Source organism: Citrobacter sp. wls708 (assembly GCF_005281255.1).
In the GTDB taxonomy this organism is placed as follows: Bacteria; Pseudomonadota; Gammaproteobacteria; order Enterobacterales; family Enterobacteriaceae; genus Citrobacter; species Citrobacter werkmanii.
Genome location: NZ_SZXE01000018.1, coordinates 140,826 through 165,762, shown reverse-complemented (window position 1 = coordinate 165,762; position 24,937 = coordinate 140,826). Strand labels below are relative to the sequence as shown.

20 protein-coding genes are annotated in these 24,937 nt (G+C 53.8%); 13 read left to right on the top strand and 7 right to left on the bottom strand.

Annotation, left to right across the window (positions count from 1 at the left end):
• Positions 1-71: 71 nt before the first annotated feature.
• A complete protein-coding gene (gene uspB, locus FDW97_RS14060) occupies positions 72-407 on the top strand; it encodes a universal stress protein UspB (protein ID WP_003023371.1) in 336 nt (111 codons plus the stop codon).
• A 65-nt stretch (positions 408-472) separates the two neighbouring features.
• Here the strand turns inward: uspB and pitA are convergent, their stop codons facing one another.
• Positions 473-1,972, bottom strand: a complete 1,500-nt coding sequence (pitA, locus tag FDW97_RS14055; protein ID WP_038635082.1) for an inorganic phosphate transporter PitA — start codon at positions 1,970-1,972, stop codon at positions 473-475.
• A gap of 229 nt (positions 1,973-2,201) precedes the next feature.
• Between pitA and FDW97_RS14050 the strand changes: the two genes are divergently transcribed.
• Both FDW97_RS14050 and FDW97_RS14045 read left to right on the top strand, forming a co-directional pair.
• Positions 2,202-3,398, top strand: a complete 1,197-nt coding sequence (locus FDW97_RS14050; RefSeq protein WP_069323760.1) for an NAD(P)/FAD-dependent oxidoreductase — start codon at positions 2,202-2,204, stop codon at positions 3,396-3,398.
• Between the two features lie 107 nt (positions 3,399-3,505).
• Positions 3,506-4,177 carry a FadR/GntR family transcriptional regulator gene (locus tag FDW97_RS14045; RefSeq protein WP_069323761.1) on the top strand — a complete coding sequence of 224 codons (672 nt, stop codon included), beginning with the start codon at positions 3,506-3,508 and terminating at the stop codon, positions 4,175-4,177.
• A 10-nt stretch (positions 4,178-4,187) separates the two neighbouring features.
• Here FDW97_RS14045 and FDW97_RS14040 read toward each other — a convergent pair whose 3' ends face one another.
• The 4 genes from FDW97_RS14040 to FDW97_RS14025 all read right to left on the bottom strand — a co-directional run bounded on the left by FDW97_RS14040 (position 4,188) and on the right by FDW97_RS14025 (position 9,256).
• Positions 4,188-5,660, bottom strand: coding sequence for a fructuronate reductase (locus FDW97_RS14040; protein ID WP_085049045.1), 1,473 nt, complete (start codon positions 5,658-5,660; stop codon positions 4,188-4,190).
• 104 nt (positions 5,661-5,764) lie between these two features.
• Entirely contained in the window at positions 5,765-6,949 is a 1,185-nt protein-coding gene (uxuA, locus tag FDW97_RS14035; protein WP_137351196.1) for a mannonate dehydratase, read from the bottom strand.
• Between the two features lie 20 nt (positions 6,950-6,969).
• A complete protein-coding gene (locus tag FDW97_RS14030; RefSeq protein ID WP_085049043.1) occupies positions 6,970-7,995 on the bottom strand; it encodes a zinc-binding dehydrogenase in 1,026 nt (341 codons plus the stop codon).
• Positions 7,967-9,256 carry an MFS transporter gene (locus tag FDW97_RS14025; RefSeq protein WP_137351195.1) on the bottom strand — a complete coding sequence of 430 codons (1,290 nt, stop codon included), beginning with the start codon at positions 9,254-9,256 and terminating at the stop codon, positions 7,967-7,969. The genes FDW97_RS14030 and FDW97_RS14025 overlap by 29 nt, the downstream gene beginning before the upstream one ends.
• Before the next feature lie 547 nt (positions 9,257-9,803).
• Between FDW97_RS14025 and FDW97_RS14020 the strand changes: the two genes are divergently transcribed.
• From FDW97_RS14020 to FDW97_RS13975, 10 genes are all read left to right on the top strand, one after another.
• Positions 9,804-11,294, top strand: a complete 1,491-nt coding sequence (locus tag FDW97_RS14020) for an MFS transporter (protein ID WP_371414782.1) — start codon at positions 9,804-9,806, stop codon at positions 11,292-11,294.
• Entirely contained in the window at positions 11,291-12,835 is a 1,545-nt protein-coding gene (locus FDW97_RS14015) for an FGGY family carbohydrate kinase (RefSeq protein WP_038635060.1), read from the top strand. Before FDW97_RS14020 ends, FDW97_RS14015 begins: the two co-directional genes overlap by 4 nt.
• Positions 12,832-14,511 (top strand): glycerol-3-phosphate dehydrogenase/oxidase, encoded by a 1,680-nt coding sequence (locus FDW97_RS14010; RefSeq protein ID WP_087856258.1) that lies wholly within the window; start codon positions 12,832-12,834, stop codon positions 14,509-14,511. The genes FDW97_RS14015 and FDW97_RS14010 overlap by 4 nt, the downstream gene beginning before the upstream one ends.
• Positions 14,508-16,067 (top strand): FAD-binding oxidoreductase, encoded by a 1,560-nt coding sequence (locus FDW97_RS14005; protein WP_137351193.1) that lies wholly within the window; start codon positions 14,508-14,510, stop codon positions 16,065-16,067. Before FDW97_RS14010 ends, FDW97_RS14005 begins: the two co-directional genes overlap by 4 nt.
• On the top strand, positions 16,064-16,639 hold the full coding sequence (locus FDW97_RS14000) for a glycerol-3-phosphate responsive antiterminator (protein ID WP_038635052.1): 576 nt from the start codon (positions 16,064-16,066) through the stop codon (positions 16,637-16,639). Before FDW97_RS14005 ends, FDW97_RS14000 begins: the two co-directional genes overlap by 4 nt.
• Before the next feature lie 17 nt (positions 16,640-16,656).
• Positions 16,657-16,971 carry a putative quinol monooxygenase gene (locus FDW97_RS13995; protein WP_137351192.1) on the top strand — a complete coding sequence of 105 codons (315 nt, stop codon included), beginning with the start codon at positions 16,657-16,659 and terminating at the stop codon, positions 16,969-16,971.
• Between the two features lie 33 nt (positions 16,972-17,004).
• Complete coding sequence (locus FDW97_RS13990) at positions 17,005-18,171, top strand: iron-containing alcohol dehydrogenase (protein ID WP_137351191.1); 1,167 nt, start codon at positions 17,005-17,007, stop codon at positions 18,169-18,171.
• A 352-nt stretch (positions 18,172-18,523) separates the two neighbouring features.
• On the top strand, positions 18,524-19,591 hold the full coding sequence (locus FDW97_RS13985) for an HlyD family secretion protein (protein ID WP_038635046.1): 1,068 nt from the start codon (positions 18,524-18,526) through the stop codon (positions 19,589-19,591).
• Positions 19,588-22,335, top strand: coding sequence for a ribosome-associated ATPase/putative transporter RbbA (gene rbbA, locus FDW97_RS13980; RefSeq protein WP_137351190.1), 2,748 nt, complete (start codon positions 19,588-19,590; stop codon positions 22,333-22,335). The genes FDW97_RS13985 and rbbA overlap by 4 nt, the downstream gene beginning before the upstream one ends.
• Positions 22,335-23,459: an ABC transporter permease gene (locus tag FDW97_RS13975; protein ID WP_137351189.1), complete on the top strand. Its 1,125-nt coding sequence runs from the start codon at positions 22,335-22,337 to the stop codon at positions 23,457-23,459. The genes rbbA and FDW97_RS13975 overlap by 1 nt, the downstream gene beginning before the upstream one ends.
• A gap of 97 nt (positions 23,460-23,556) precedes the next feature.
• Here FDW97_RS13975 and nikR read toward each other — a convergent pair whose 3' ends face one another.
• Both nikR and FDW97_RS13965 read right to left on the bottom strand, forming a co-directional pair.
• Entirely contained in the window at positions 23,557-23,958 is a 402-nt protein-coding gene (gene nikR / locus FDW97_RS13970; RefSeq protein WP_006687486.1) for a nickel-responsive transcriptional regulator NikR, read from the bottom strand.
• Between the two features lie 91 nt (positions 23,959-24,049).
• Positions 24,050-24,910 carry a LysR family transcriptional regulator gene (locus FDW97_RS13965; protein ID WP_137351188.1) on the bottom strand — a complete coding sequence of 287 codons (861 nt, stop codon included), beginning with the start codon at positions 24,908-24,910 and terminating at the stop codon, positions 24,050-24,052.
• Positions 24,911-24,937: the final 27 nt, after the last annotated feature.

Sequence of the window (24,937 nt, the reverse complement as noted above, 5' to 3'; positions counted from 1 at the left end):
ATGATTGGTAGGGTATCGGGGAGCGGTAGTCCCGGAAAGGAGTTCCGTGGGCGGGTCGCCGGGGAGGAGATATGATAAGCACCATTGCGTTGTTCTGGGCTTTGTGTGTCGTTTGCATTGTTAATATGGCGCGCTATTTTTCTTCGTTACGCGCACTGTTAGTGGTACTTCGTGGTTGCGATCCATTACTTTACCAGTATGTCGATGGTGGGGGATTTTTTACCTCGCATGGGCAACCCAACAAGCAGATGCGTCTGGTGTGGTATATCTACGCTCAGCGTTACCGCGATCACCATGATGATGAATTTATTCGCCGCTGTGAGCGGGTTCGCGGTCAGTTCATTCTTACCAGCGCGTTATGCGGACTGGTGCTAATCAGCATGGTTGCGCTGATTATCTGGCACTGATTACCAACGACAGATACAAAAAAAGCGGGTCAGTTTCCTGACCCGCTTTTTTACCGTGCATCCGCTTAGATAAGCTTCAGGGAGAGCCAGTACAGCACCCCGGAAAGAATAATCGCCGCCGGCAGGGTGAAGACCCAGGCCATCAGAATGCTGGTTACCGTCTTACGCTGTAAACCGCCGCCATCAACAACCATCGTTCCCGCAACGGAAGAGGAGAGAACGTGGGTGGTGGAAACGGGCATACCGGTGTAGCTGGCAAGACCGATAGAGACTGCGGCGGTCATCTGCGCCGACATCCCCTGGGCATAGGTCATGCCTTTCTTACCGATTTTCTCACCAATGGTGGTGGCTACGCGACGCCAGCCAATCATCGTACCAATACCCAGCGCCAGTGCGACGGCCATAATGATCCAGATAGGCGCGTACTCAATGGTGCTCAGCATGTCAGCTTTCAGTTTTTTCAGCAGACGTTGATCGTCAGCGCTTACGCCAGGCAATTTCACCACTTTATCCGTGGTATCAGAGATACACAGCATAATACGGCGCAGCTGGCCACGCTGTTCAACGCTTAACTTGTCGTAGGTTTCCAGATTCGCCAGCATACCTTTCGCACGCTCAAGCGCGTTGATGGTATTCGCTGGGTGGCAATGGAACTCTGTCGATGCCGTTGTGACCGTTTCCGTCGGGGACGGAATCAACTGGTCTACGCCAGTCGCCTGCTTGAGCAGGTCCGGGCGTTGTTGGAAGAAGACTTCGACGTTATTGATAGCATCGCGGGTACGGGTAATTTCGTAACCGGAAGCATTCATATTCACCACGAAGCCTGCAGGCGCTACGCCAATCAGCACCAGCATCACCAGACCAATGCCTTTCTGGCCATCGTTCGCGCCGTGAGAAAACGCCACGCCGATAGCGGAGAGGATCAGTGCGATACGCGTCCAGAACGGCGGCTTTTTCTTGCCATCTTTCTTTTCACGTTCTGCTGGGGTCAGGTGGATACGGGCACGTTTTTTCGTACCACTCCAGTAGCGACGCAGAATGAATATAAGGCCGCCAGCAACCACCAGACCGACAATCGGCGAGATGATTAGCGAGGCAAAAATACCCATCACTTTCGGGATGTTAAGTGCGTCCACCACCGAGGTGCCGTTCATCAACGCATTGGTTAAACCAATACCGATAATCGCGCCAATCAGCGTGTGGGAGCTGGATGCAGGTAAACCAAAGTACCAGGTACCCAGGTTCCAGATAATTGCCGCCAGCAGCATGGAGAACACCATGGCGAGGCCATGTGACGATCCCATATTTAGCAGCAGATCCGTTGGCAGCATATGCACGATGGCATACGCTACGCTGAGACCACCCAGCAAAACACCAAAGAAGTTGAACAACGCAGCCATGACCACCGCCAATTGCGAACGCATTGCACGGGTATAGATCACGGTTGCGACAGCATTGGCTGTGTCATGGAAGCCGTTAATTGCTTCATAGAACAGCACGAAAGCCAGAGCAAGCAATAGTAAAAGCCCGGTATGTAAATCCAGGCCAGCAAACAAATGTAGCATAGGACGTTACGCCATTTTGAGGACATGAACGCGGCGCATTATCAGTGACTTTGGCGGCGCGGGCAAAGTGAAATATAGAGTTTTTTTGATTTGTCTCCTGCTTTGTTTTACACCACTAAAGAATTATCCTATATATTTCAGATAAATACCCTTTATCGGTAGTTTGGTGCTGGTGCGACCACTGAGGAATCTTTACAATTCACCCCCGCTTTTTAGAGAGGATCGCAACGTGGAAAGGTTTGATACCGTTATTATAGGCGCTGGCGCAGCGGGTATGTTTTGTGCCGCGCAGGCAGGACAAGCAGGTAGCCGGGTACTGCTGATTGATAATGGTAAAAAGCCGGGACGCAAGATCCTCATGTCTGGCGGGGGACGCTGCAATTTTACCAACCTTTATGTCGAACCTGCCGCGTATTTGAGTCAAAACCCGCATTTTTGCAAATCGGCGCTGGCGCGTTATACGCAGTGGGATTTTATCGATCTGGTGGGCAAGCACGGCATCGCCTGGCACGAAAAAACGTTGGGTCAGCTGTTCTGCGACGATTCCGCCCAGCAAATTGTCGATATGCTGGTGGACGAGTGTGAAAAAGGTAACGTAACTATGCGGTTACGTAGCGAAGTCCTCAGCGTTGAGCGTGAGGGGGAAGATTTCATCCTGGCGCTGAACGGCATGACTGTCGGCACGAAAAAGCTGGTTATCGCCTCTGGTGGTCTTTCGATGCCGGGTCTGGGCGCGACGCCGTTTGGCTATAAAATTGCCGAACAATTCGGTCTGAACGTGTTGCCGACGCGCGCAGGTCTGGTGCCTTTCACCTTACACAAGCCGCTGCTGGAGCAGCTTCAGGTGCTCTCTGGCGTATCCGTTTCCTCCGTTATCACCGCCGAGGACGGCACCGTATTTCGTGAAAACCTGCTCTTTACGCACCGCGGGCTTTCTGGTCCGGCCGTGCTGCAGATTTCCAGTTTTTGGCAGCCAGGTGAATTTGTCAGCATTAATTTGTTGCCGGATGTTGACCTTGCGAACTTCCTGGATGAACAGCGCAGCGCCCACCCTAATCAGAGCTTAAAGAATACGCTTGCTATGCAGTTGCCAAAACGCCTGGTGGAATGTTTACAGCAGTTAGGGCAAATCCCGGATGTCTCGCTGAAACAGCTTAACGTGCGCGATCAGCAAACGCTGGTGGAGACCCTGACCGAGTGGCGGGTGCAGCCGAACGGTACGGAAGGGTATCGTACCGCTGAAGTCACGCTGGGCGGCGTGGATACCAACGAGCTGTCATCGCGCACGATGGAAGCCCGTAAAGTGCCAGGACTCTATTTTATTGGTGAAGTGATGGACGTCACCGGCTGGCTGGGTGGATACAACTTCCAGTGGGCATGGTCGAGCGCCTGGGCGTGCGCGCAGGATTTGGTCTCTGGTGAGTGAATTTGTTTACCGCTGTTACAAGGAACTGACTCAGGCATGCGTTTCTTAACTCCGGGAATGATAAGATAATCAGTTAAAAATCTCACAGATAAGAGAACGGGAGGCACATGGTTATTCCTGAGGTAAAACAGGAGCGGCTCTATCAAAAGATAGCCAATCTCATCATTAAGCTCATCAACGATAGTATTTTTCCGCCAGGAAGCTTCTTGCCCCCTGAACGTGAACTGGCGAAGCAACTTGGCGTGAGTCGCGCATCGCTCAGAGAAGCGCTGATTGTGCTGGAGATCTCAGGATGGATCACCATCCAGTCCGGTAATGGCGTTATTGTTACTGATAAAAAGCATTCCGCCAGTGATTATACGGTTGAAGAAATACTCTATTCGCGAGAGTTGGTTGACAGTCATTGCGCGCGTCTTGCTGCAGAAGCAGGCAAAGATGAACTTATTAGTCAGCTTGAAGCGCTGCACCTCAGCATGGAAAAAGCCATTAGTGAAAACAATGTCCATGGCTTTTACTCCCTCGATAAGCAGTTCCATTTAACGGTATCTGAAGCCAGCCAGAACCGCGTACTGCTTGATATGTCGCGAATGCTGTGGGAACAACGCGTTAACATCCCGTATGCCGGACTGGACAAGCGTTCCGGCAATCGGGATGTATTAACCAGCATGAATACTCAGCATAAAGCGATTGTGGATGCGATCCGCCAGGCTGATGCTGACGGTGCTTACCAAAAATCACTGGAACATCTGGCTTATGTCAGACAGATCGTGGGTCTTTGAAGTAAAATATTTAATGATTTAGAGCGGCTACCGCTGCACGTGCTCCTACGCTGTGCAATTGCTGACAGGCAGCGGTTACGCGTTTGATAAAGTCTGTGTTGTCGCTCAAATCCGTCCCAAAAATGGTGTCGATTGTCAGCAGCGCCCGCACACGCTCTTCAGGTGACAGATATTGCTGATTTATCGCCTGATACCGTGCCGCCAGAGGGTCCACCACATCAATCGGATTGTTTTTTTCATCCACACCGCTGACGTAGCGCATCCAGGCTGCGACACCCAGAGCCAGATGACGGTAATCTTCCCCTCGTGCCAGATGCAGCCGAATGGGATCCAGCAAACGCTGCGGTAATTTCTGGCTGCCATCCATCGCAATTTGCCAGGTTCGGTGCTTCAGTGCTGGATTAGTAAAGCGCGCGATAAGCAATTCCGCATAACCTGCCAGGTCTGTACCTTCAGGCATCGACAGCGTTGGGGCCTGTTCGTCAAGCATTAACGCCAGCGCAGCATTGCGATACGCCGGGTTTGTCATCGTATCGGCAATCGTCTCATAGCCGCCCAGATAACCGAGGTAGGCGAGGAATGAGTGACTGCCGTTGAGCATACGCAGTTTCATCATTTCAAACGGCACCACATCTTCCACAAACTGTGCGCCCGCGCGATCCCAGTCCGGACGTCCATTAACAAAGTTATCTTCGATAACCCACTGGCGGAATGGCTCGCAGGCAATGGCACAGGGATCGTAAACGCCAAGCTGCTCGGCGATTTGCGCTAACGTCTCTTCTGTTGCTGCTGGAACGATGCGGTCTACCATCGTGCATGGGAACGTTGCCTGTTCGGCAATCCACTCAGCCAGGTGCGGATCGCGCTCGGCGGCCAAACCCAGGACAGCGGTTTTTGCGACGTGGCCATTTTCCCGCACGTTATCGCAGGACAGCACAGTAAAAGCGTTCAATCCCTGCTGGCGGCGTAGCGCGAGGGCTTCGACGATATAACCAATTGCTGATTTGGGGGACTGTGGGTGGGCAATGTCGTGCTGGATAAACGGATGATTCAGATCCAGCTCGCCGCTGGCGGCATCTGTGCAATATCCTTTTTCGGTGATGGTCAGCGAAACGATGGCAGTTTCTGGACGTGCCATTGCGTGGATAATGGCTTCACAACCGTCAAATTCAGGATGTAGCGCTTCTTTCATCGAGCCAATGATTTTAAGCTCTGTCGTTTGTGCGCCGCGTTCGGCAACGGTGTACAGCAGATCCTGCGCCTTCAGGTTTTGAATCAGTGTGGCATCGTTTCCGGGCATCAGGTTGACCTCACATATGCCCCAGTCGCTGTCACTGCTTTCCAGCAAATGATGTGTATAGAGTGCCTGATGGGCGCGGTGAAAAGCGCCGCAACCAAGATGCACGATGCGCGAAACGAGGCGTGAACGATCCCTGCGTGGGCGTGGGGTGGAAATCTGTGCAGTGGCGAGATTATTGTCCATGACAAACTCCTGTCATTGATGATCTTCTTTGATAATGCGCTATCAAAGACTGGTGCTGACTGAAAGTGAAAACCGCATGGCGGGGATACCATGCGGCAATGTGGTTACTGACTGAAGAAGGCGCGCTGGATAGCCAGTTCAACGCCGCGTACTTCAGCCAGGCCCTTAAGGCGACCAATAGCGGAATACCCTGGGTTAGTTTTCTTTTTCAGGTCATCAAGCATTTGATGACCATGGTCGGGTCGCATGGGGATAAGTGAGGCGTTGCCTTCAGCTTTACGCCGCTGTTCTTCTTCGACTATCGCTTTCACTACGCTGTACATATCGACATCACCGGAGAGATGCGCTGCCTCATGGAAGGTTTTGGGATTCTCTTCGCGTTGTGTGGAACGCAGGTGCGTAAAGTAAATTCGCGGACCGAACTGTTTGATCATCTCAACCAGATCGTTGTCTGCGCGGACGCCGTAAGATCCGGTACACATCGTAAAGCCGTTGGCCGCCCTGTTTACGGTATCCACCATCCACTGCATATCTTCTATAGTAGAAACGATGCGCGGCAGGCCAAGAATCGGGCGCGGTGGATCGTCAGGATGAACCGCCATTCGTACTCCTACCTCTTCAGCGACTGGGATAATGGCTTTCAGGAACCAGGCGAAATTTTCCCGTAGGGCCGCTTTGTCGATATCTTTATAGGTTGCAAGGTGGCTACGGAATTGGTCCAGGGTATATCCTTCCTCGGCACCTGGCAGGCCGGCAATGATATTGCGCGTCAGCCGGGCTTTGTCCTCTTCGCTCATATCCGCAAAACGCTGGTGAGCCTGGGCAATTTCCTCCGCGTTGTAGTCCGCTTCCGCACCAGGGCGCTTGAGGATATGCAATTCAAATGCGGCAAACTCAATCTGGTCAAAGCGCAGAGCCTTTGAACCGTCGGGTAGCACATACTCCAGGTCGGTACGGGTCCAGTCCAGAACCGGCATGAAGTTGTAGCACACAGTAAAGATGCCGCATTGGGCGAGATTGCGCAGCGTCTGCTGGTAATTCTTGATCCACAGATCGTACTGGCCCGTGTGGGTCTTGATGTCTTCATGGATCGGCACGCTTTCCACGACCGACCAGACCAGACCGGCTTTTTCTACGATCTCTTTGCGTTTGAGAATTTCTTCTACGGACCAGACTTCACCGTTTGGAATATGGTGCAGCGCAGTTACCACACCCGTTGCACCAGCTTGACGAACATCGGACAACGATACGGGATCGTTTGGGCCATACCAACGCCAGGTTTGTTCCATCGCTTTATCTCCTGGAAAAATTAATGAAAGGTCGCATTGATTTTCAGATAGCGTTCCGGGTATTGATCGAGTTCCTTCACGGCGTCAGGCACATCATCAATATTCACTACCTTGCTGACGACATCCGCGGGATTAATGTTCAGCGTGGCCAGCATTTGTAACGCCTCTTCGAATTCACCTGCACTGGTACGCGATCCGCGCAGATCCAGTTCCTTAAACGTGATCAGGTTAGTGGGTAACGATGTCTCCTGTTTTGGCCAGCCGGTGAAAGCAATACGACCTGCAAATGACGCAAGATCCAGAGTTTCGCGAATTGCACTGTTGGCGCCAGATGCTTCGACTACAACCTGCGCCATCGTCCCCTGCGTGATCTCTTTGATCGCCTCAATAACCCGGATGTTCGACGGATTGATGACGTAAGGCACGCCCAGTGATTTTGCGTACTGAAGTCGTTCGTCCACGATATCGATCAGAATGGGTGTCGCACCGTAGCGCAATGCGCTCAGTGCCGCCATCAGGCCAATCGCACCGGCACCAATAATGGCGATATGCTCTCCGGCCGTCAGTTTGGCGCGATGTAGCGCATGCAGTGCGATAGTCAGTGGTTCAGCTAACGGAGCCATCTCTGAGGCGACATCATCAGGGATTTTGTGAATTAAATGTGCGGGGTGAGCAACCACCTCCTGCATTGCGCCATCAATATGTACACCAATTACTTTTAGATTTTCACAACAATTTGTTCTGCCTACTGAGCAAGGGTAGCAATGACCACAATAAATATAAGGATCAACAATAACGCGATCACCTTCTTTAATATTTGCTGGCATGCCCTTGCCTTGTTTAATAACAATGCCTGTGACTTCATGTCCAATAATACGTGGATAGGTTACTAATGGGTTAGTACCACGAAATGCACCAATATCAGAGCCACATATCCCAGCAGCATCAACTTTTATTAGTACTTCATTATCTTTCTTTTCCGGATAATCAACCCAACGGGTTTCAATTTCACCAGGTTTATTGATGTAAACAGCTTTGACTTTCATTTGTTTTTAATCCTTTATTTTTGACAAATACGAATACCAGACAGCTGGAAACAATCGCAATAGCCCCAGCCAGATAGAATGCGTAATCATATTTACCGCTAAACTGGACAATAAACCCGGTGACCAGAGGGCCAATAATTCCGGATATATTTGCCAGTCCATGCATGGCACCACCGACGCTGCCCACTTTATCTTTGTGCACGACATCCTGAATAACTGCCCAATATATAGGTCCAGTCAAATACAGCAGGAATAACGAGACTGACATCAGTCCAACGGCACTGCCGATAGTCGTAACCGTTCCTGAAATCGCCACACAGATCGCCGCGCCAGCCAGGCAAACACCGAGAATAAGACGGCGAGAAAGTAGGGCATTTCCTGTAATGCGATAGATAAAATCAGAACATACTCCGCCCAATACCATACCGATCGCGCCAATTACCCACGGGATGACGGTTGCAATACTAATTTCTTTAATATCAAGGTGTAGAGAGTGGTTAAGATAGCTTGGAAACCAGGTCAGGAAGAAAAAGAGTATGTAGTTATAACTGAAGAAGGCCAGTGTCGTTGCCCACACCATAGGCTGCTTCATGTAGTAACCGAGAGAAGGCATCGCTTTACCGTCATCCGCTAAAATGATGTCATCATGGTTTTCAAAATCGACACGTTCTTCCGGGGCGAGGTGTTTACTTTTTGAAGGTTTATCACTGGCAGTGAAATACCATAGTAATACCCAGACTAAACCGAACAGGAAAATGATACCGAATGCCGGACGCCAGCCTAATGAAAGCGCCAGCATGCCAACTACCGGACCAGAAATCGCGCCACCTAACGGTGAACCTGCGCTAAAAATACCAATCGCAGTTGCAGATTCCTTGCGTGAAATCCAGTTATTGATGATTTTATTTCCGGCCGCGCTGACCGGTCCTTCAGCCATGCCGAATAACACGCGAACAGCCAGCATAGTCCATAAGCCAGTAACCAGACTGGTCATCCCACAAAATAATGACCAGAGTAACGCGGCGACCAGAAATACTGTCTTGGGGCCAAATCTGTCACTGGCCCAGCCACCGATAAAGTTAAATAGAGCATAACCAACAAAGAATGCGCTGAATATCATACCCATTTCAGCAGCATTGAATCCTAATTCCTTTTCGATGAGTGGAGCGGTGATCGACAATGCTGAACGATCCATATAGTTAAGCATGTAAACTATAAAAAGAAGAAAAACGATAAGCCATCCCATTGTTTTTCTTTTCATGATATATCCTCTTATTGTGGTCTAGCGGCCTGACCACAATATTTAAAACCTATTTTAAGATCACTATTCTTTTGATGTTAATGTGATCAACATAACGAAAAATAAGTTTTTTAAATGATTAATATCAAATGTTTTTGCGGTTATCTATATGAATCTTAATGATTTTATGTTTGGTGTGGAGTTTAGAGTAAAAGCGGATTTCGTATTCAACACCCATTTTTGATGAATATTGCAATAACGTTGTACAGGAAGATCTGCGATCGTTCAGCGTAAATCAGCCACCAGCGCATCGACTACGTACACTCACAGCGGCGCTCCCATCCGCTGAGAACGGAAAAATGGCTCATGGCGACCTGTTTTTGTAATGATTTATTAACATGTGTGCTACAAGTCACAGAATCAACGATGGGGCAAAAAGTCGCTTTGACACGCTTTCCCTTACCTTCTAGAGTGGAAAAATACAGATTTTAGATAAGAGACTATCTGTGAAATTAAGATGGTCTCTTATTGCATTTTTTTAGCTAATGGCGACCTTCTTCCGAATATTATGAAGGGGAAAGCCATGTCCGCATGCTCATTCTCAAATCCGATAAAAATCCGTGGCGTTGATGATGTTATCAATTGCATCGACTCTCGCGGAAAAATCAGTGGCAGAGCCGGTGTTATTTGGTGGTTGGCATTAGGTGGCCTGTTCCTTGATGCTTTTTCAAATTCAGCTCTTAGTGCTGGATTAAATCCAATGACCCGCAATTTAAAGCTGAGCGCAACTGAAGTTGCGTTACTTACCTCATTTTCATCGTGGGTTGCCATATTATTTAATCCTATTGGCGGCTGGATTGCCGATCGCTGGGGGCGTGTACCACCGCTGATAATCGCCAAAATAATGGCGGTGATTGGTGCGCTGTTAGTGATGTCATCCTCCAGTTTCAGCACCATAATCGTGGGCCGCTTCTTTGTTGGCGTGTCTTACGGGATGGATTTTGCCGTGGCCATGGCGATGCTGGCAGAGTTCACGCCAGTGAAACTAAAAAGCCGTTTAAACACCTGGCAAGGGGTCTGGTATGTTGCGGTTTGTTTAAATCTGGCATTAGCGCTGATGTTTTATTCCTGGGATGTTGGGGATGCTATCTGGCGTTATTCTATTGCCGTGACAGCGTTATGTGGACTCATCGTACTTTTTTTCCAGTTCCGTTATTTAGTAGAAAGTCCGGTATGGTTGGCGAGAAAATCACGGCTTTCTGATGCTGTGATCGCTATGAATAAAATATACGGTGATAATTTTATTCTGGCGCCAAAAGCGGAGCAAAAACCTGTCATTGGGCAAGCAGAAAAAGGAGCGAGAAATGTACTGCTAATATTCCGTGGCGTATATTTACCGCGTACGATTCTGGCTTCTACGGTTCAGATCTGCCAGTCAATCCAGTATTTTGGCGTCGGCTGGTATTTGCCGGTTATTAGTGCCGCGATGTTCGGTAAAAACTTTGTGTACGCAACCTTGTGTTCACTATTTTTTAACGTATTTGGTATTGTTGGCGGTTTCTTGTCTCCTGCAATCGGTCGTCGTCTGGGCTTGCGCCGCTCTTCGGCGATCGGTTTTGCCGTGGCTTTTCTCGTACTGCTCACGCTGGGACTGTTCAGCGACAGTATGCCGCTGTGGGCCTCTTTGCTGGTTCCCGCGTTGTTTATTCTTTGTCACTCAGGTGGACCCGGTGCAAACGGGAAAAGCCTTTCATCCCTCTCTTTTCGCAGTGAACTGCGGGCAGGCGCAAATGGCGTGGTCGGTGCGCTCGGGGCAATAGGTGCGGCGCTCGGTCTGTTTATCTTCCCCGTTTTCCGTGATCTCTACGGCTTGCAAACGACCTTCCTGATCATGTCCGCCGTGCCGTTGTTCGCCAGCATCGTCTGCTTTGTGATCCCATGGGATCCCACTAGCACCACGATTCAGCCGGATAACGAGCCTGGCGCCCCGCAGTTTGAATCACCCCATTCACCCTATCCCGAGTCGATGGCCCCGGAATCAAACAGGAGTACAAAATGATTGAATATGAAGATGTCATTCTGGCTATTGATGAAGGTACATCAGGTACGCGTGCGGCAGTGGTGGGGCGAAATAGCCAGGTCCACTGTCTTGAATACCAGCCGCTTCAGGTCAGTAGCCAGCGCCATGGCGTTGTTGAACAAGATGCTGATGAAATTTTGCAGGCCACTATTGCGGTGTGTCGTACAGCGATTGCCAATGCGCAGCACAGCAAGATGCGTATTGTGGCGCTGGCGATTGCGACGCAACGTTCAACGGCGGTGCTCTGGGATGCAATCACTGGCAAGGCGCTGGCGCCTGCGATGGTCTGGCAGGATGCGCGTTTTACGGATGAGCTGGCGCGACTTGCCCCCGAATGGGATGCGAAACTGCTGCCAGTAATTGGACGACCGGTTGGGATACGTTCACCTTACCTCTGGGCGTCATACCATATCGCCAATACACCGGCAGTGAAGAGGGCGCACCAGGCTGGAACCCTGGTTTTTGGCACCGTTGACAGTTGGTTGCTCTGGCATCTGGCGGAAGAAAAAAAATGTGTCACCACCCCCACCAACGCCACCTCTGCGGGCGCGTATTGCCTCAACGAGCATCAGTACCATTTGCCATGGCTGCAGACTCTGAAGTTCCCGACGTCATTGCTGCCTGAATTGCACGATGATACCGATGATTTTGGCTCTACGCGTGAAGATATCCTCGGGATCAGCGTCCCGATCCGGGCTTGCGCCGGGGATCAGTTTGCGGGGGCTATTGGGCTGGGTTGCACTGAGCGCGGGCAGGCGTTGTGTATGCATGGGACCGGCAGCTTTGTTGATTTAATGATGGGGCCGACGGTGCCGACATTGAAAAAAAGCTGTGAAAGTACGCTCACCATGACCGCGCGCCGACAAAAAGGACGCTCGCACTTCTCTGTAGAAACATTCGTCCCGACGACCGGTTCGGCCCTGAACTGGGTGTGCGAAAAGCTGCGCTGGTTCGACTCACCCGAGCAAATCAGCGAGCTGGCTGCACAGGCTAATGATTCTGGCGGCGTGAGTTTCATTCCAGCATTAACGGGGCTGCGTGTTCCTCATTTGCAGCCGCATGCCCGCGCCTCGCTTAACGGTATTTCAATCTCGACCACACGTCCGCAGGTGGCCTACGCCATTCTGGAAGGCATTGCGCATTCGGTAGCCGCCTGTATGCGCGCCAATGAAGCGGCAACCGGCATCGCAACGCAAGAGCTGGTGGTAGGCGGCGGGTTGTCCAATAGCGACACGTTATTGCAAATCCAGGCCGATGTTAGTGGGATCCCCGTACGGCGGATGGCCGAAACGGCGAGGGCCAGCTTACGCGGCGCGGCGTTTCTGGCGGGAGCCGATGGGCTGCTGTGGGATTCGTTGTCTGATGCCTGCGCCACGCTGAAAACGGCGCGTCTGTTTGAACCCAAAATCAGTCATGACCTTCGCGAACAAAAAATCAACCGCTGGGAGATGCGTATTGCGCTCGAAATGGAAACCGCCAGCAGCCTCACTACCGCTAATCAGGAGCACGCCGACTCATGAAGTTTTTCCCTTCGCGAAAGCCAAACAAAACACGCAGTGATATGTACGGCGCCGAACCGTTGCGTCTTCAGCGTCCTGAGCAACTGGACCGACTGGAAAGCGAAACCTACGACATTCTGATTGTCGGCGGCGGAGTGACGGGGGCCTATGCGGCGCTGGATGCCAGCTTGCGCGGATATCGGGTCGCGTTAATTGAGAAGAGTGATTTTGCCTCGGGGACGTCATCCAAGTCATCAAAAATGGTGCACGGCGGCCTGCGTTACATCGAGCAAGGGAACCTCGGACTGGTACGTCATTCTTTGCTCGAGCGCCAGCGTATGCGCCGCAATGCTCGCCATCTGGTGCAGCGGCTGCCCTTTTTATTTCCGGTACTCGATAAGAATGGCGTGTTTGATAAACGCATGTCCTCTGCGTTTGAAAGTCTGCTCTGGACCTACGATCTCGCCGGGGGATGGCGGGAAGGTATTCTTCACCAAAAATTAACGCCGGCGGAAGTGTTATCGCACTGCCCAACGCTGAAAGAAGAGCAACTCTCCGGCGGCTTTATGTATTTCGATGCCCGTGTTGATGACGCCAGGTTAACGCTGGCCCTGGTGCGGACGGCGGCGTTTCATGGGGCGACGGTAACAAACCATGCCGAAGTCATCGAAACCACACGCGACCAGCATGGCAAGGTCAATGGGGGCATCGTGTATGCCGATGGCAGGGAAATCCGGGTCAAAGCGCGGGTTGTCATTATGGCGACGGGTGTCTGGTTGCGTGACTGGAGTGGGCTGAAAAAAGGGGAATCATCGCCGCTGAATATCCGTCCGGCGAAGGGGGTTCATGTCGCCATCCCGTGGATGAAAATTCGCAATGATTGCACGGTGACCATTCCGGTGGCCGGACGCAGTCGGCGCGCGACCATTACGCGCTGGGGCAACGTCTCCTATCTGGGCACCACGGATGAAGACTATCAGGGCGATTTGAACGATGTTCACTGCAATCGTACTGAACTGGACTTTCTGCTGGAAGGCGCAAACTCGGCGCTGAAAACGGATCTGCGCCCGGAAGATGTGGTGGGAAGTATCGCTGGTTGCCGCCCGCTTGTCGGTACCGCGGGCGGCAAAACCGTTGAGATGAAGCGTAACCATGAGATCAGGGTTGCAGCGGACGGACTGATTACCATTGTCGGCGGCAAACTGACGACATCGCGCCACATGGCGGAAGAAACCATTGATGCGGCCAGCAAAATACTGGGCCGTAAAAAAGCCTGCTCAACGAAAACTGCGTATTTGCTGGGCGCGGCTGGCTATGACCCACAGGCCATTCTGGCCTCTGGCGGCCTGTCTGCGCATCTGGGCGAGCGCTATGGCACTGAAGCGCATTTTGTCAGTGACATTATTCAGGCCGATCCCTCGCTGGTTAAACCTATCGTGGAAGGGCTTCCCTACACCGAAGCGGAAGTGGTGTATGCCGTACGCCATGAGCTTGCCAGCACCGTTGATGATGTGCTGTCGCGTCGAATTCGCGCGCGCCTGATGGCACGCGATGCGTCAGCCATTGCTGCAGAACGCGTTGGGGAAATACTGCAACAAGAACTCCGGTTACAGCCTGAACAGGTGGCAAAACAGGTAGCCAGCTATCAGGCCGCAATTAAACATGAAAAATCAATGCTTATGGGGACATCAGAATGATCAGTAAAGAAGCGATTAAACGTGGTTATAACCGTGGAAACTATACCATTGGCGCACATACTCGCCCCGCATGGGCAACAGATATCACCAGCAGCAATGGCGCAAGAGGAATGCAGGTAGATCCCGTTGCGATTAGCGAAGCGACGTTTGACCGGCTGCGGGTGATTGCTGATGAGGTGCTGACGTCGGAGTCCGATGTGATTACCTGGACCCGCGACTGGTGGGCCGGTTCAATGATTGCGGAAACCCAGGGCACGCCTGCCACCTCAAAAGGCGTGATTGTACGCGTTTCTACCGTAGAACAGATTCAGGACGTAATGCGCCTCGCCAGTGAATCCGCTATTCCGGTTACAGTTTCTGCCGGGCGAAGTAACGTTACCGGAGCCGCATTGCCGCTGCGCGGGGGGATTGTGCTCGACGTTTGCGAACTCAACAAATTGCTCGATTTTGATCCACAAAGCCAGATTGTTGAGGTAGAAGCCGGCATGTTTGGCGATATTTTCGAGCAAACTATCCAAAAAGAGTATGGCATGACCATGGGGCACTGGCCGTCATCGTTTGGGATCAGTACCGTCGGCGGTTGGGTCGCCTGTCGCGGTGCGGGACAGCTTTCTACCCGCTACGGAAAAATTGAAGATATGGTTTTTGGCATGGATGTGGTGCTGGCCGATGGGCGCTTAATCACCGTTGGCGGTTATGCACGCAGCGCTATCGGACCTGATTTACAGCAAATGTTTATCGGGTCGGAAGGCACGCTGGGCGTGATAGTACGTGTGCGTTTGAAGCTACATCGTCTGCCGGATTATGGTCGCGCTATCGCCTGGGGTTTTTCCAGCTTCGCTAGTGGGCTGGAGGCGTGTCGCGAAATCTTACAGCATGGCGCTAATCCAGCGGCACTGCGCTTGTACGATAACCTGGAAAGCGGCGTGCAGTTTGGCCTGCCCGAGACCAACGTCCTGTTGATTGCGGATGAGGGAGAACCCGACATTGTCGACGCGGTGCTGGCGATCAGTGAACGTATTTGTCAGCAGAGCGGAGAAGAACTTGACGGTGAATCTATCTTTGAGCGCTGGCTGGATACCCGGTATCTGACGGGAAAAAGCGCCGAAGGCTTTAAGAAAAGCCCCGGCCTGGTGGCGGATACGCTGGAAATGGTGGGGCGTTGGCGCGATCTCAGCGCGGTTTATGATGATGTGGTGGCAGCGATCAACGCCGTACCGGGCACGCTGGCGGGGTCAGCGCATCAGTCCCATGCCTACGTCGACGGCGCATGTCTTTACTTCTCACTGCGTGGCGATGTGCCCGTCGAGCAGCGTGCGGCCTGGTATCGTGCGGCATGGGACGCGGCAAATGCGGTGCTGATTAAACACAATACTTCCCTTAGCCATCACCATGGCGTCGGGCTGCTCCGTTCCCCCTACATGCAGGCTTCTTTAGGTGAATCGCTGTCGGTTCTGGCTGATATTAAAAAAGCGCTGGATCCGCAAAATATCCTTAACCCGGGCAAGCTGGGCTTAAGCGCTCAGCTTTACGCACATCAGGCAGGTCAATCATGATAAAAAACCTTGGCGTGCTCCTGGCACGCCAGCCCGTCATCATGGCGATTTACGGCATTGAGCAACTGAAAACCGCACTGTCCAGCACAGCTGAAGTCTGCATCATTGCCAATATCGATCTGATTAAGCTCCAGCCGGTGATCGAACTGCTGTCGAAGGCGGGAAAGTACGTCATCGTGAATATCGACAGTTGTAATGGGCTGTCCCAGGATAAAGGCGGCATTGATTATGTGGCCGAAACGGGGGCGATGGGGTTGCTTTCCACGCGTCTGCAAACCGTACAGCGCGCGAAAAAATGCGGGTTGATCACCATGCAGAAAATCTTCGTCACCGACCGCTCGACCTGGCTACGCAGCCTGAAAGCCGTGGAGCAAAGCGAACCCGATTATGTGCAACTGATGCCTGCGCAGATGCTGCCGTTGCTGCCGCAGGCCGATCGTAATGTGTTGCCGCCGATTGTGGCCTCCGGGTTTGTCTGCAATGAGGAACATGCCCGGACGGCGTTGTTGCACGGCGCGATAGCTGTATCAAGCAGCGACAGCGCGTTATGGGATGTGAATTTGCTACGTTAAACCACCGGGAGCCAAAAATGGAAAACACGCAGCTGTTTGTCGTTGCACATTATTTTGCCCAACCGACGATGGGTCACAAAGTTAACGACGCGCTCAGAATACTGGCAGAGGCAACGCGTCAGGAGCCTGAAAATATATCGTATGAGTTTTTCCGTTCCACGGAAGACGGCGATCGCTTTGTGATTCTTGAAACTTATCGTTGTGCAGAGGGGCTGGAACTTCATCGGCAAACGGAACATTTTCAACGAATTGGCACTGGCATTATTGCCCCGATGTTGGAGCGTAAAGAGGTGAAAAGCTTTCACATTCCTCCTGATGAACCGCATTGCTAAAAGCTGTCCATTTTTACTGCAAGGAATACCCCAATGAAAAATGTCATGAAGGATTTTGCGTTTACGACGGTAGCGGAAATCATCGTCGAGTGGGCGGGTGCGTCACGGTTAGGGGAGATTCTTCAGCAACGGTTTAGCGCACGTCGTGTATTGCTGGTGACCGATCCCGGTCTGGTCAAGGCTGGGGTTTTGCCACCGGTTCTGCACAGTCTGCACAACGCAGGGTTTCAGGTGACGCTTTATGATCGGGTCCAACCCGACCCACACGAGCGCCTCGTTCGCGAAGCTTTACAGATTGCCCGCGATGATAACTGCGAAATGGTTATTGGTCTGGGCGGCGGCTCCTCGCTCGATGTCGCAAAGCTGGTGGCTGTATTAATCAACTCTGAACAAGACCTGCCGGAGCTTTACGGCATCGACAAGGTCACCGGGAAACGCCTACCGCTGGTTAACATTCCCACCACCGCCGGCACCGGGTCTGAAGTCACTAATATTGCAATTTTGACGACCAACGATGACAGCAAAATGGGCATTGTCTCCCCGCAACTGTATGGCGATTTGGTGCTATTGGATGCGCAACTGACCCTGGGACTTCCTCCTGTCCATACTGCCGCCGCCGGGATAGATGCGATGGTGCATGCGATTGAGGCCTATACCGGCAAACATAAGAAAAACCCACTCTCGGACGCGCTGGCCCGCGAAGCGTTACGTTTAATCAGTCGCCATCTGGTGACCGCATGTCGTGACGGGCACAACCGTGAAGCGCGAGAAAATGTGCTGCTGGGCGCGATGCTGGCGGGACAGGCTTTCGCTAACTCTCCGGTGGCGGCGGTGCATGCACTGGCTTATCCCTTGGGTGCCAGACACCATATCCCGCACGGCTTGTCGAATGCGCTAATGTTGGTTCCGGTCCTGCAATTTAACGTGGCGGTAACGGCCCCACTTTATGCCGAGCTGGCTCCCGTCATTGGGGCACAGGTGACAGGAAACGTGGATATCGATGCCCAGTCGTTTATTGCCGGGATGGTAAGCATTATTGCGGCAACCGGGGCGCCCAACAGGCTGCGTGACGTTGGTGTTCCCGCAGACGGTCTGGCGATATTGGCGCAGGATGCCATGCAGCAGACCCGCTTGCTGGGCAATAATCCCGTTACGCTTAATGAAGATGATGCGTTGCGGCTTTACCAGCAGGCTTATTAAACCCAGAACGTGTCCGGTGAGCGGATCACCGGACATGCTTGGTCGGCGGCGATATCCCCACTACAACCGAATAGACATCTTGAATCCAGGTGTTAGTATTCAATAGACAGCAGTTATGAGTATGCGTGTTTCATTTCCGGCCAGGAACGCTGATGATGACAACATTACTACCCGATTTCACAGCATTTTCGTCATTCACTTCCTTCGCGGCGCGCGTTGCCTTAACGCCTGCTCGCTCAATGGTCATTGTTTTTCATTCCTTCTCATCCCGGATGGAATCTCCCGCTGAATAGCTGTTCAGTGGGCTTTGTGACACGCAACGTTTGATAACAGGGATTACGGCGGGTCGAATATGGATAAGTTTAAGCGTCATCTGATGTGGTGGGGAGCGGGTGTTCTTGTGGTGGTGGCCGCGATAGCCTGGTGGATGCTGCGCCCTGCGGGAATACCGGAGGGGTTTGCAGCCAGCAACGGCAGAATTGAAGCCACCGAAGTGGATATTGCCACTAAGATTGCCGGGCGTATTGATACCATCCTCGTTTCGGAAGGGCAGTTTGTCCGTCAGGGCGAGGTGCTGGCGAAAATGGATACCCGCGTGCTGCAGGAACAGCGGCTGGAGGCGATCGCGCAAATCAAAGAAGCCGAAAGCGCGGTGGCGGCGGCGCGGGCGTTGCTGGAACAGCGGCAAAGTGAAATGCGCGCCGCGCAGTCGGTGGTAAAACAGCGTGAGGCGGAACTGCAGTCGGTCTCTAAACGTCACGTGCGTTCCCGTTCGCTATCCCAGCGAGGGGCGGTGTCCGAGCAACAACTGGATGACGATCGGGCCGCGGCAGAAAGCGCACGTGCCGCGCTGGAGTCGGCAAAGGCGCAGGTCTCTGCGGCCAAAGCGGCGATTGAAGCCGCTCGTACCAGCATCATTCAGGCGCAGACCCGCGTAGAGGCCGCACAGGCTACCGAACGTCGCATTGCCGCTGATATTGATGACAGCGAGCTGAAAGCTCCGCGCGACGGTCGCGTACAGTATCGCGTAGCCGAACCAGGCGAGGTGCTTTCCGCGGGGGGGCGCGTGCTGAATATGGTCGATCTCAGCGATGTCTACATGACGTTCTTCTTACCTACCGAACAGGCTGGCTTACTGAAGATTGGCGGCGAAGCGCGACTGGTGCTGGATGCCGCGCCGGATCTGCGCATTCCGGCGACCATCAGCTTTGTGGCCAGCGTCGCGCAGTTCACGCCGAAAACGGTGGAAACCAGCGATGAACGGCTGAAGCTGATGTTCCGCGTCAAAGCGCGTATCCCGCCAGAGCTGTTGCAGCAGCATCTCGAGTACGTGAAAACCGGTCTGCCGGGCATGGCGTGGGTGCGTGTCGATGAAAATCGCGCCTGGCCTGACGACCTGATGGTGAGGTTGCCGCAATGACGCATCTGGCGCTGGTTCCTGTTCCTCCCGTGGCGCACCTTGACGGCGTGAGTCAGCATTACGGGAAAACGGTCGCGCTGAACAATATCACGCTGGATATTCCCGCCCGTTGCATGGTGGGGTTGATTGGCCCGGATGGCGTGGGGAAATCGAGCTTGTTGTCGCTCATCTCCGGCGCGCGGGTCATTGAACACGGCAACGTGATGGTGCTGGGCGGCGATATGCGCGACCCGCAGCACCGCCGGGATGTCTGCCCGCGCATTGCCTGGATGCCGCAGGGGCTGGGGAAAAACCTGTACCACACGCTGTCGGTATATGAGAACGTCGATTTCTTTGCCCGCCTGTTTGGTCATGATAAAGCGGAGCGCGAAGCGCGGATTACCGAGCTACTGAACAGTACCGGCCTGGCGCCGTTTCGCGATCGTCCTGCCGGGAAACTCTCGGGGGGGATGAAACAAAAACTGGGGCTGTGCTGCGCGTTGATCCACGACCCGGAGCTATTAATTCTCGATGAACCCACCACCGGGGTCGACCCCCTGTCCCGCGCTCAGTTCTGGGATCTGATTGACAGTATTCGCCAGCGCCAGACCAACATGAGCGTGCTGGTTGCGACCGCCTACATGGAAGAAGCCGAGCGCTTTGACTGGCTGGTGGCGATGAACGCCGGGGAAGTGTTAGCCACCGGGAGCGCGCAGCAGCTACGGGAACAAACCGCCAGCGACACGCTGGAGCAGGCGTTTATCGCGCTGTTACCCGAAGCCCAGCGTCAGGCGCACAAACCGGTGGTGATCCCGCCGTATCACGCTGAGCGGGAAGAGATTGCCATTGAGGCGAAAGATTTGACCATGCGCTTCGGCAAGTTCGTCGCCGTTGACCACGTTAACTTTCGCATTCCGCGCGGGGAAATCTTCGGTTTTCTCGGCTCCAATGGCTGCGGCAAATCTACCACCATGAAGATGCTCACCGGACTGCTGCCCGCAAGCGAAGGCGAGGCATGGCTGTTTGGGCAAGCGGTTGATCCGAAGAATATCGATACCCGCCGCCGGGTAGGCTATATGTCACAGGCGTTCTCGCTCTACAGCGAGCTGACCGTGCGGCAAAACCTCGAACTACACGCGCGGCTGTTCCATATCCCTGAGGCAGAAATCCCTGAGCGCGTACAAGAGATGAGCGAGCGCTTTAGCCTGACCGATGTCGAAGACGCGTTGCCCGGCGCGCTGCCGTTGGGGATCCGTCAACGCCTGTCGCTGGCGGTGGCGGTGATTCATCGCCCGGAAATGCTCATTCTTGATGAGCCGACCTCCGGGGTCGATCCGGTGGCGAGGGACATGTTCTGGCAATTGATGGTCGATTTGTCGCGGCAGGATAAAGTGACCATTTTTATCTCCACCCACTTTATGAACGAAGCGGAGCGCTGCGATCGCATGTCGCTGATGCACGCCGGAAAAGTGCTGGCCAGCGGCACGCCGCAGGAACTGGTGAAGCAGCGCGGTGCCGCCAGTCTGGAAGAGGCGTTTATCTCCTGGTTACAGGAGGCCGCAGGCCCGGCGCCGGAGACGACGCTTTCGCAAGCGGATGCGCCGGTGGTGCATGAAAATAATCAGCCGCCACGCCAGGGCTTTAGCCTGCGGCGTTTGTTCAGCTACAGCCGGCGTGAAGCGCTGGAGCTGCGACGCGATCCGGTGCGCTCCACGCTGGCGCTGATGGGGACGGTGATCCTGATGCTGATTATGGGCTACGGCATCAGTATGGATGTGGAAAACCTGCGTTTTTCGGTGCTCGATCGTGACCAGACCGTCAATAGCCAGGCGTGGACGTTGAATCTGGCGGGGTCGCGCTATTTTATCGAGCAGCCGCCGCTCACCAGTTATGACGAACTGGACAAACGGATGCGTTCGGGCGAGGTGGCGGTAGCCATTGAAATCCCGCCCAATTTTGGCCGCGACATCGCGCGTGGAACGCCGGTGAAGATTGGCGTCTGGGTTGATGGGGCGATGCCGAGCCGCGCAGAAACGGTCAGAGGCTATGTACAGGCGATGCACCAGACCTGGCTGCAGGATGTGATGGCGCGTCAGCCCAATGCCAGTAGGCAAAACGGGCTGATGACCATCGAGACGCGCTATCGTTACAACCCGGATGTGAAGAGCCTGCCGGCGATTGTTCCGGCGGTGATCCCGCTGCTGTTGATGATGATTCCCTCCATGCTCAGCGCACTCAGTGTGGTGCGCGAAAAAGAGCTGGGGTCGATTATCAACCTGTACGTTACGCCCACCACCCGCAGCGAGTTTTTGCTCGGCAAACAGTTGCCTTACATCGTGCTGGGAATGCTGAACTTCCTGCTGCTATGTGCGCTGTCGGTGTTTGTCTTCGGCGTCCCGCATAAGGGCAGCTTTTTAACGCTGACGCTGGCCGCGCTGCTGTACGTCACCATTGCTACCGGACTGGGCTTGTTAATCTCTACGTTTATGAAAAGCCAGATCGCCGCCATTTTTGGTACGGCGATTATTACGCTGATCCCGGCGACGCAGTTTTCCGGGATGATCGATCCGGTGGCCTCGTTGGAAGGGCCGGGACGCTGGATTGGTGAAATTTATCCGACCAGCCATTTTCTGACCATTGCGCGCGGGACGTTCTCTAAAGCGCTGGATCTGGCGGATCTTTGGCAGCTATTTATCCCGCTGGCAATCGCCATTCCGGTAGTGGTTGGTCTGAGCGTATTACTGCTGAAAAAACAGGAGGGGTGATGCGCCGATTACGCAATATTTATAACCTTGGCATCAAAGAGTTACGCAGTCTGCTGGGTGACAAAGCGATGCTGACGCTGATCGTTTTCGCCTTCACGATTTCGGTTTACTCCTCCGCAACTGTCCTGCCGGGGTCGCTGCATCTGGCGCCGATTGCCATCGCGGATATGGACCAGTCGCAGTTGTCGAACCGGATTGTGAACAGCTTTTATCGCCCGTGGTTTTTGCCGCCGGAGATGATCACCGCCGATGAGATGGATGCCGGGCTGGATGCCGGTCGCTACACCTTCGCCGTGAACATTCCGCCTGATTTTCAGCGTGATGTGCTGGCCGGGCGACAGCCGGATATCCAGGTCAACGTCGATGCCACGCGGATGAGCCAGGCCTTCACCGGCAACAGCTATATCCAGAATATCATTAGCGGTGAAGTGAATAGTTTTGTGGCGCGTTACCGCGACAATAATGAGCCGCCAGTGGCGCTGGAAATGCGCATGCGCTTTAACCCCAATCTGGAGCCAGCCTGCTTTGGCGCGGTAATGGCGATCATCAACAACATCACTATGCTGGCGATTGTGCTTACCGGGTCGGCGCTGATCCGCGAGCGCGAACATGGGACCATTGAGCACCTGCTGGTGATGCCGGTGACACCGTTTGAGATAATGATGGCGAAAATCTGGTCGATGGGACTGGTGGTGCTGGTGGTTTCCGGTCTGTCGCTGATGCTGATGGTAAAAGGCGTGCTCGGGGTGCCAATTGAAGGCTCGATACCGCTGTTTATGCTGGGCGTGGCGCTGAGCCTGTTCGCCACCACCTCGATCGGCATTTTTATGGGTACGCTGGCGCGTTCCATGCCGCAACTGGGGCTGCTGATGATTCTGGTGCTACTGCCGTTACAGATGCTCTCCGGCGGCTCCACGCCGCGTGAAAGCATGCCGCAGGCGGTGCAGGACATTATGCTGACCATGCCGACCACCCACTTTGTCAGCCTCGCGCAGGCGATACTTTATCGCGGGGCCGGGTTTAGCATCGTCTGGCCGCAGTTCCTGACGCTGCTGGCGATTGGCGGTGCGTTCTTCCTGATAGCGCTGCTGCGTTTTCGCAAGACGATTGGCACAATGGCGTAATCATCATTGCCGGGGGCGCTTCGCTTGCCCGGCCTACAGACGGTAACGGACGTAGGCCGGATAAGGCGCAGCCGCCATCCGGCAACGAAACAGGCAATCACTCTTCTTTCGGCAGGCACTGCAAATGACCGTGGCGTACGCCGCGCTGGGAAATGACGTCATCGGCAAAATGCTGTACATCGCCCATGTCGCCTTTCAGCACGGCGATTTCCAGGCAGTCGTCATGGTTGATATGCACATGTAATGTGGCGACCGATAAATCATGGTGGTGGTGCTGGGTGGAAACAATACGGCTCGCCAGGTCGCGCTTCTCATGCTCATAAACATACGAGAGTACCGCGAAGCCCTGGGTGCCGTGCTCCTGGGTGGTTTCTTGCGCCAGCGCCCCGCGCAGAATATCGCGGATCGCTTCGGAACGGTTGTTGTAGCCACGGCGCTGGCTCAGGCCGTCGAGCGTTTCCAGTAAATCGTCATCGAGGGTAATGGTGACTCGTTGCATCTGCAATTAACCTTTCATGTGGCGCGTTGACGCACAGAGAATGCGGGAATTAGCATATTTTGTAACACACGTTCGGCCTCTGGGGAAAAGGTTAATGCTCCCGCAATAAACGCAGTAGCGTGCTCACCTGCTCATCCAGCGGCGCGAGAGTATCTTTAACGATCAGATGCAGAGGCGTGGCGCGGCGAGCGCCATGGCTTAACGGCAGCGGACGTAAAAGCCCCTGGGCCAGTTGCGTCTGAATACGCTCCTCAGGCAGCCAGCCGTAACCGACCTGATACATCACTGCATCAATCGCGGCATCAATGGTAGAGAAGGTCCAGGCATCGCGAACCGGTTGCTGCGGGTTGTCGCGATCGGCAATGCGAATCAGTGGCCACGCGCGTAATGCGTCTTCATCCAACGGCGCATCCAGCGTGCAGAGCGGGTGATCGCGATGGGCAACGGCCACGAAGTCAATGTTCATCAGCCATTCACCACGCCCGGTCACATCCTGACGCCGGGTCAGGACCATTACGTCCGCATCGGCATGCGCTGCCAGCCTGTCGTCTGCATTTTCCAGTACCTCGGTCAGCCGCACCTGCGTTTGCGGCCACGCCTGCTGAAACTGTTTGAGGATTGCGAACAGGCGTCTGCGTGGGAAGATGCTATCGACCAGCAAATCCAGCCGTGTTCGTGTGCCGTTTTGCAGCGTTGCTGCCCGGGTCTCCACCCATAAAAAGGCCTTCAGTAACGGTTTGACCTGAGCTAGCAACAGCTCGCCCGCCGGGGTCAACACCGCCCTGCGGCCTTCCGGCGTCAGCAGCGTCACGCCGAGTCGCTCCTGTAATAGCGCCAGATTGTAGCTTACCGATGACTGGCTACGGTTGGTCTCTTCCGCGGCTTTCGCAAAGCTGCCCAGTTCCACCACTTTCTCCAACAGGGCCCATTGCTCAAGGGTTGTTTTGTGCATAACTCATCTAAAAATTGAATGAATATG

Coding starts and splice junctions, on each gene's coding strand:
- FDW97_RS13995 (WP_137351192.1), top strand. CDS start 16,657: ATGGAAAACACGCAGCTGTTTGTCGTTGCACATTATTTTGCCCAACCG.
- nikR (WP_006687486.1), bottom strand. CDS start 23,958: ATGCAACGAGTCACCATTACCCTCGATGACGATTTACTGGAAACGCTC.
- FDW97_RS14025 (WP_137351195.1), bottom strand. CDS start 9,256: ATGAAAAGAAAAACAATGGGATGGCTTATCGTTTTTCTTCTTTTTATA.
- FDW97_RS14005 (WP_137351193.1), top strand. CDS start 14,508: ATGATCAGTAAAGAAGCGATTAAACGTGGTTATAACCGTGGAAACTAT.
- pitA (WP_038635082.1), bottom strand. CDS start 1,972: ATGCTACATTTGTTTGCTGGCCTGGATTTACATACCGGGCTTTTACTA.
- FDW97_RS14015 (WP_038635060.1), top strand. CDS start 11,291: ATGATTGAATATGAAGATGTCATTCTGGCTATTGATGAAGGTACATCA.
- uxuA (WP_137351196.1), bottom strand. CDS start 6,949: ATGGAACAAACCTGGCGTTGGTATGGCCCAAACGATCCCGTATCGTTG.
- rbbA (WP_137351190.1), top strand. CDS start 19,588: ATGACGCATCTGGCGCTGGTTCCTGTTCCTCCCGTGGCGCACCTTGAC.
- FDW97_RS14045 (WP_069323761.1), top strand. CDS start 3,506: ATGGTTATTCCTGAGGTAAAACAGGAGCGGCTCTATCAAAAGATAGCC.
- FDW97_RS14020 (WP_371414782.1), top strand. CDS start 9,804: ATGAAGGGGAAAGCCATGTCCGCATGCTCATTCTCAAATCCGATAAAA.
- FDW97_RS14010 (WP_087856258.1), top strand. CDS start 12,832: ATGAAGTTTTTCCCTTCGCGAAAGCCAAACAAAACACGCAGTGATATG.
- FDW97_RS13975 (WP_137351189.1), top strand. CDS start 22,335: ATGCGCCGATTACGCAATATTTATAACCTTGGCATCAAAGAGTTACGC.
- FDW97_RS14030 (WP_085049043.1), bottom strand. CDS start 7,995: ATGAAAGTCAAAGCTGTTTACATCAATAAACCTGGTGAAATTGAAACC.
- FDW97_RS14000 (WP_038635052.1), top strand. CDS start 16,064: ATGATAAAAAACCTTGGCGTGCTCCTGGCACGCCAGCCCGTCATCATG.
- FDW97_RS14040 (WP_085049045.1), bottom strand. CDS start 5,660: ATGGACAATAATCTCGCCACTGCACAGATTTCCACCCCACGCCCACGC.
- FDW97_RS13990 (WP_137351191.1), top strand. CDS start 17,005: ATGAAAAATGTCATGAAGGATTTTGCGTTTACGACGGTAGCGGAAATC.
- FDW97_RS13985 (WP_038635046.1), top strand. CDS start 18,524: ATGGATAAGTTTAAGCGTCATCTGATGTGGTGGGGAGCGGGTGTTCTT.
- FDW97_RS13965 (WP_137351188.1), bottom strand. CDS start 24,910: ATGCACAAAACAACCCTTGAGCAATGGGCCCTGTTGGAGAAAGTGGTG.
- uspB (WP_003023371.1), top strand. CDS start 72: ATGATAAGCACCATTGCGTTGTTCTGGGCTTTGTGTGTCGTTTGCATT.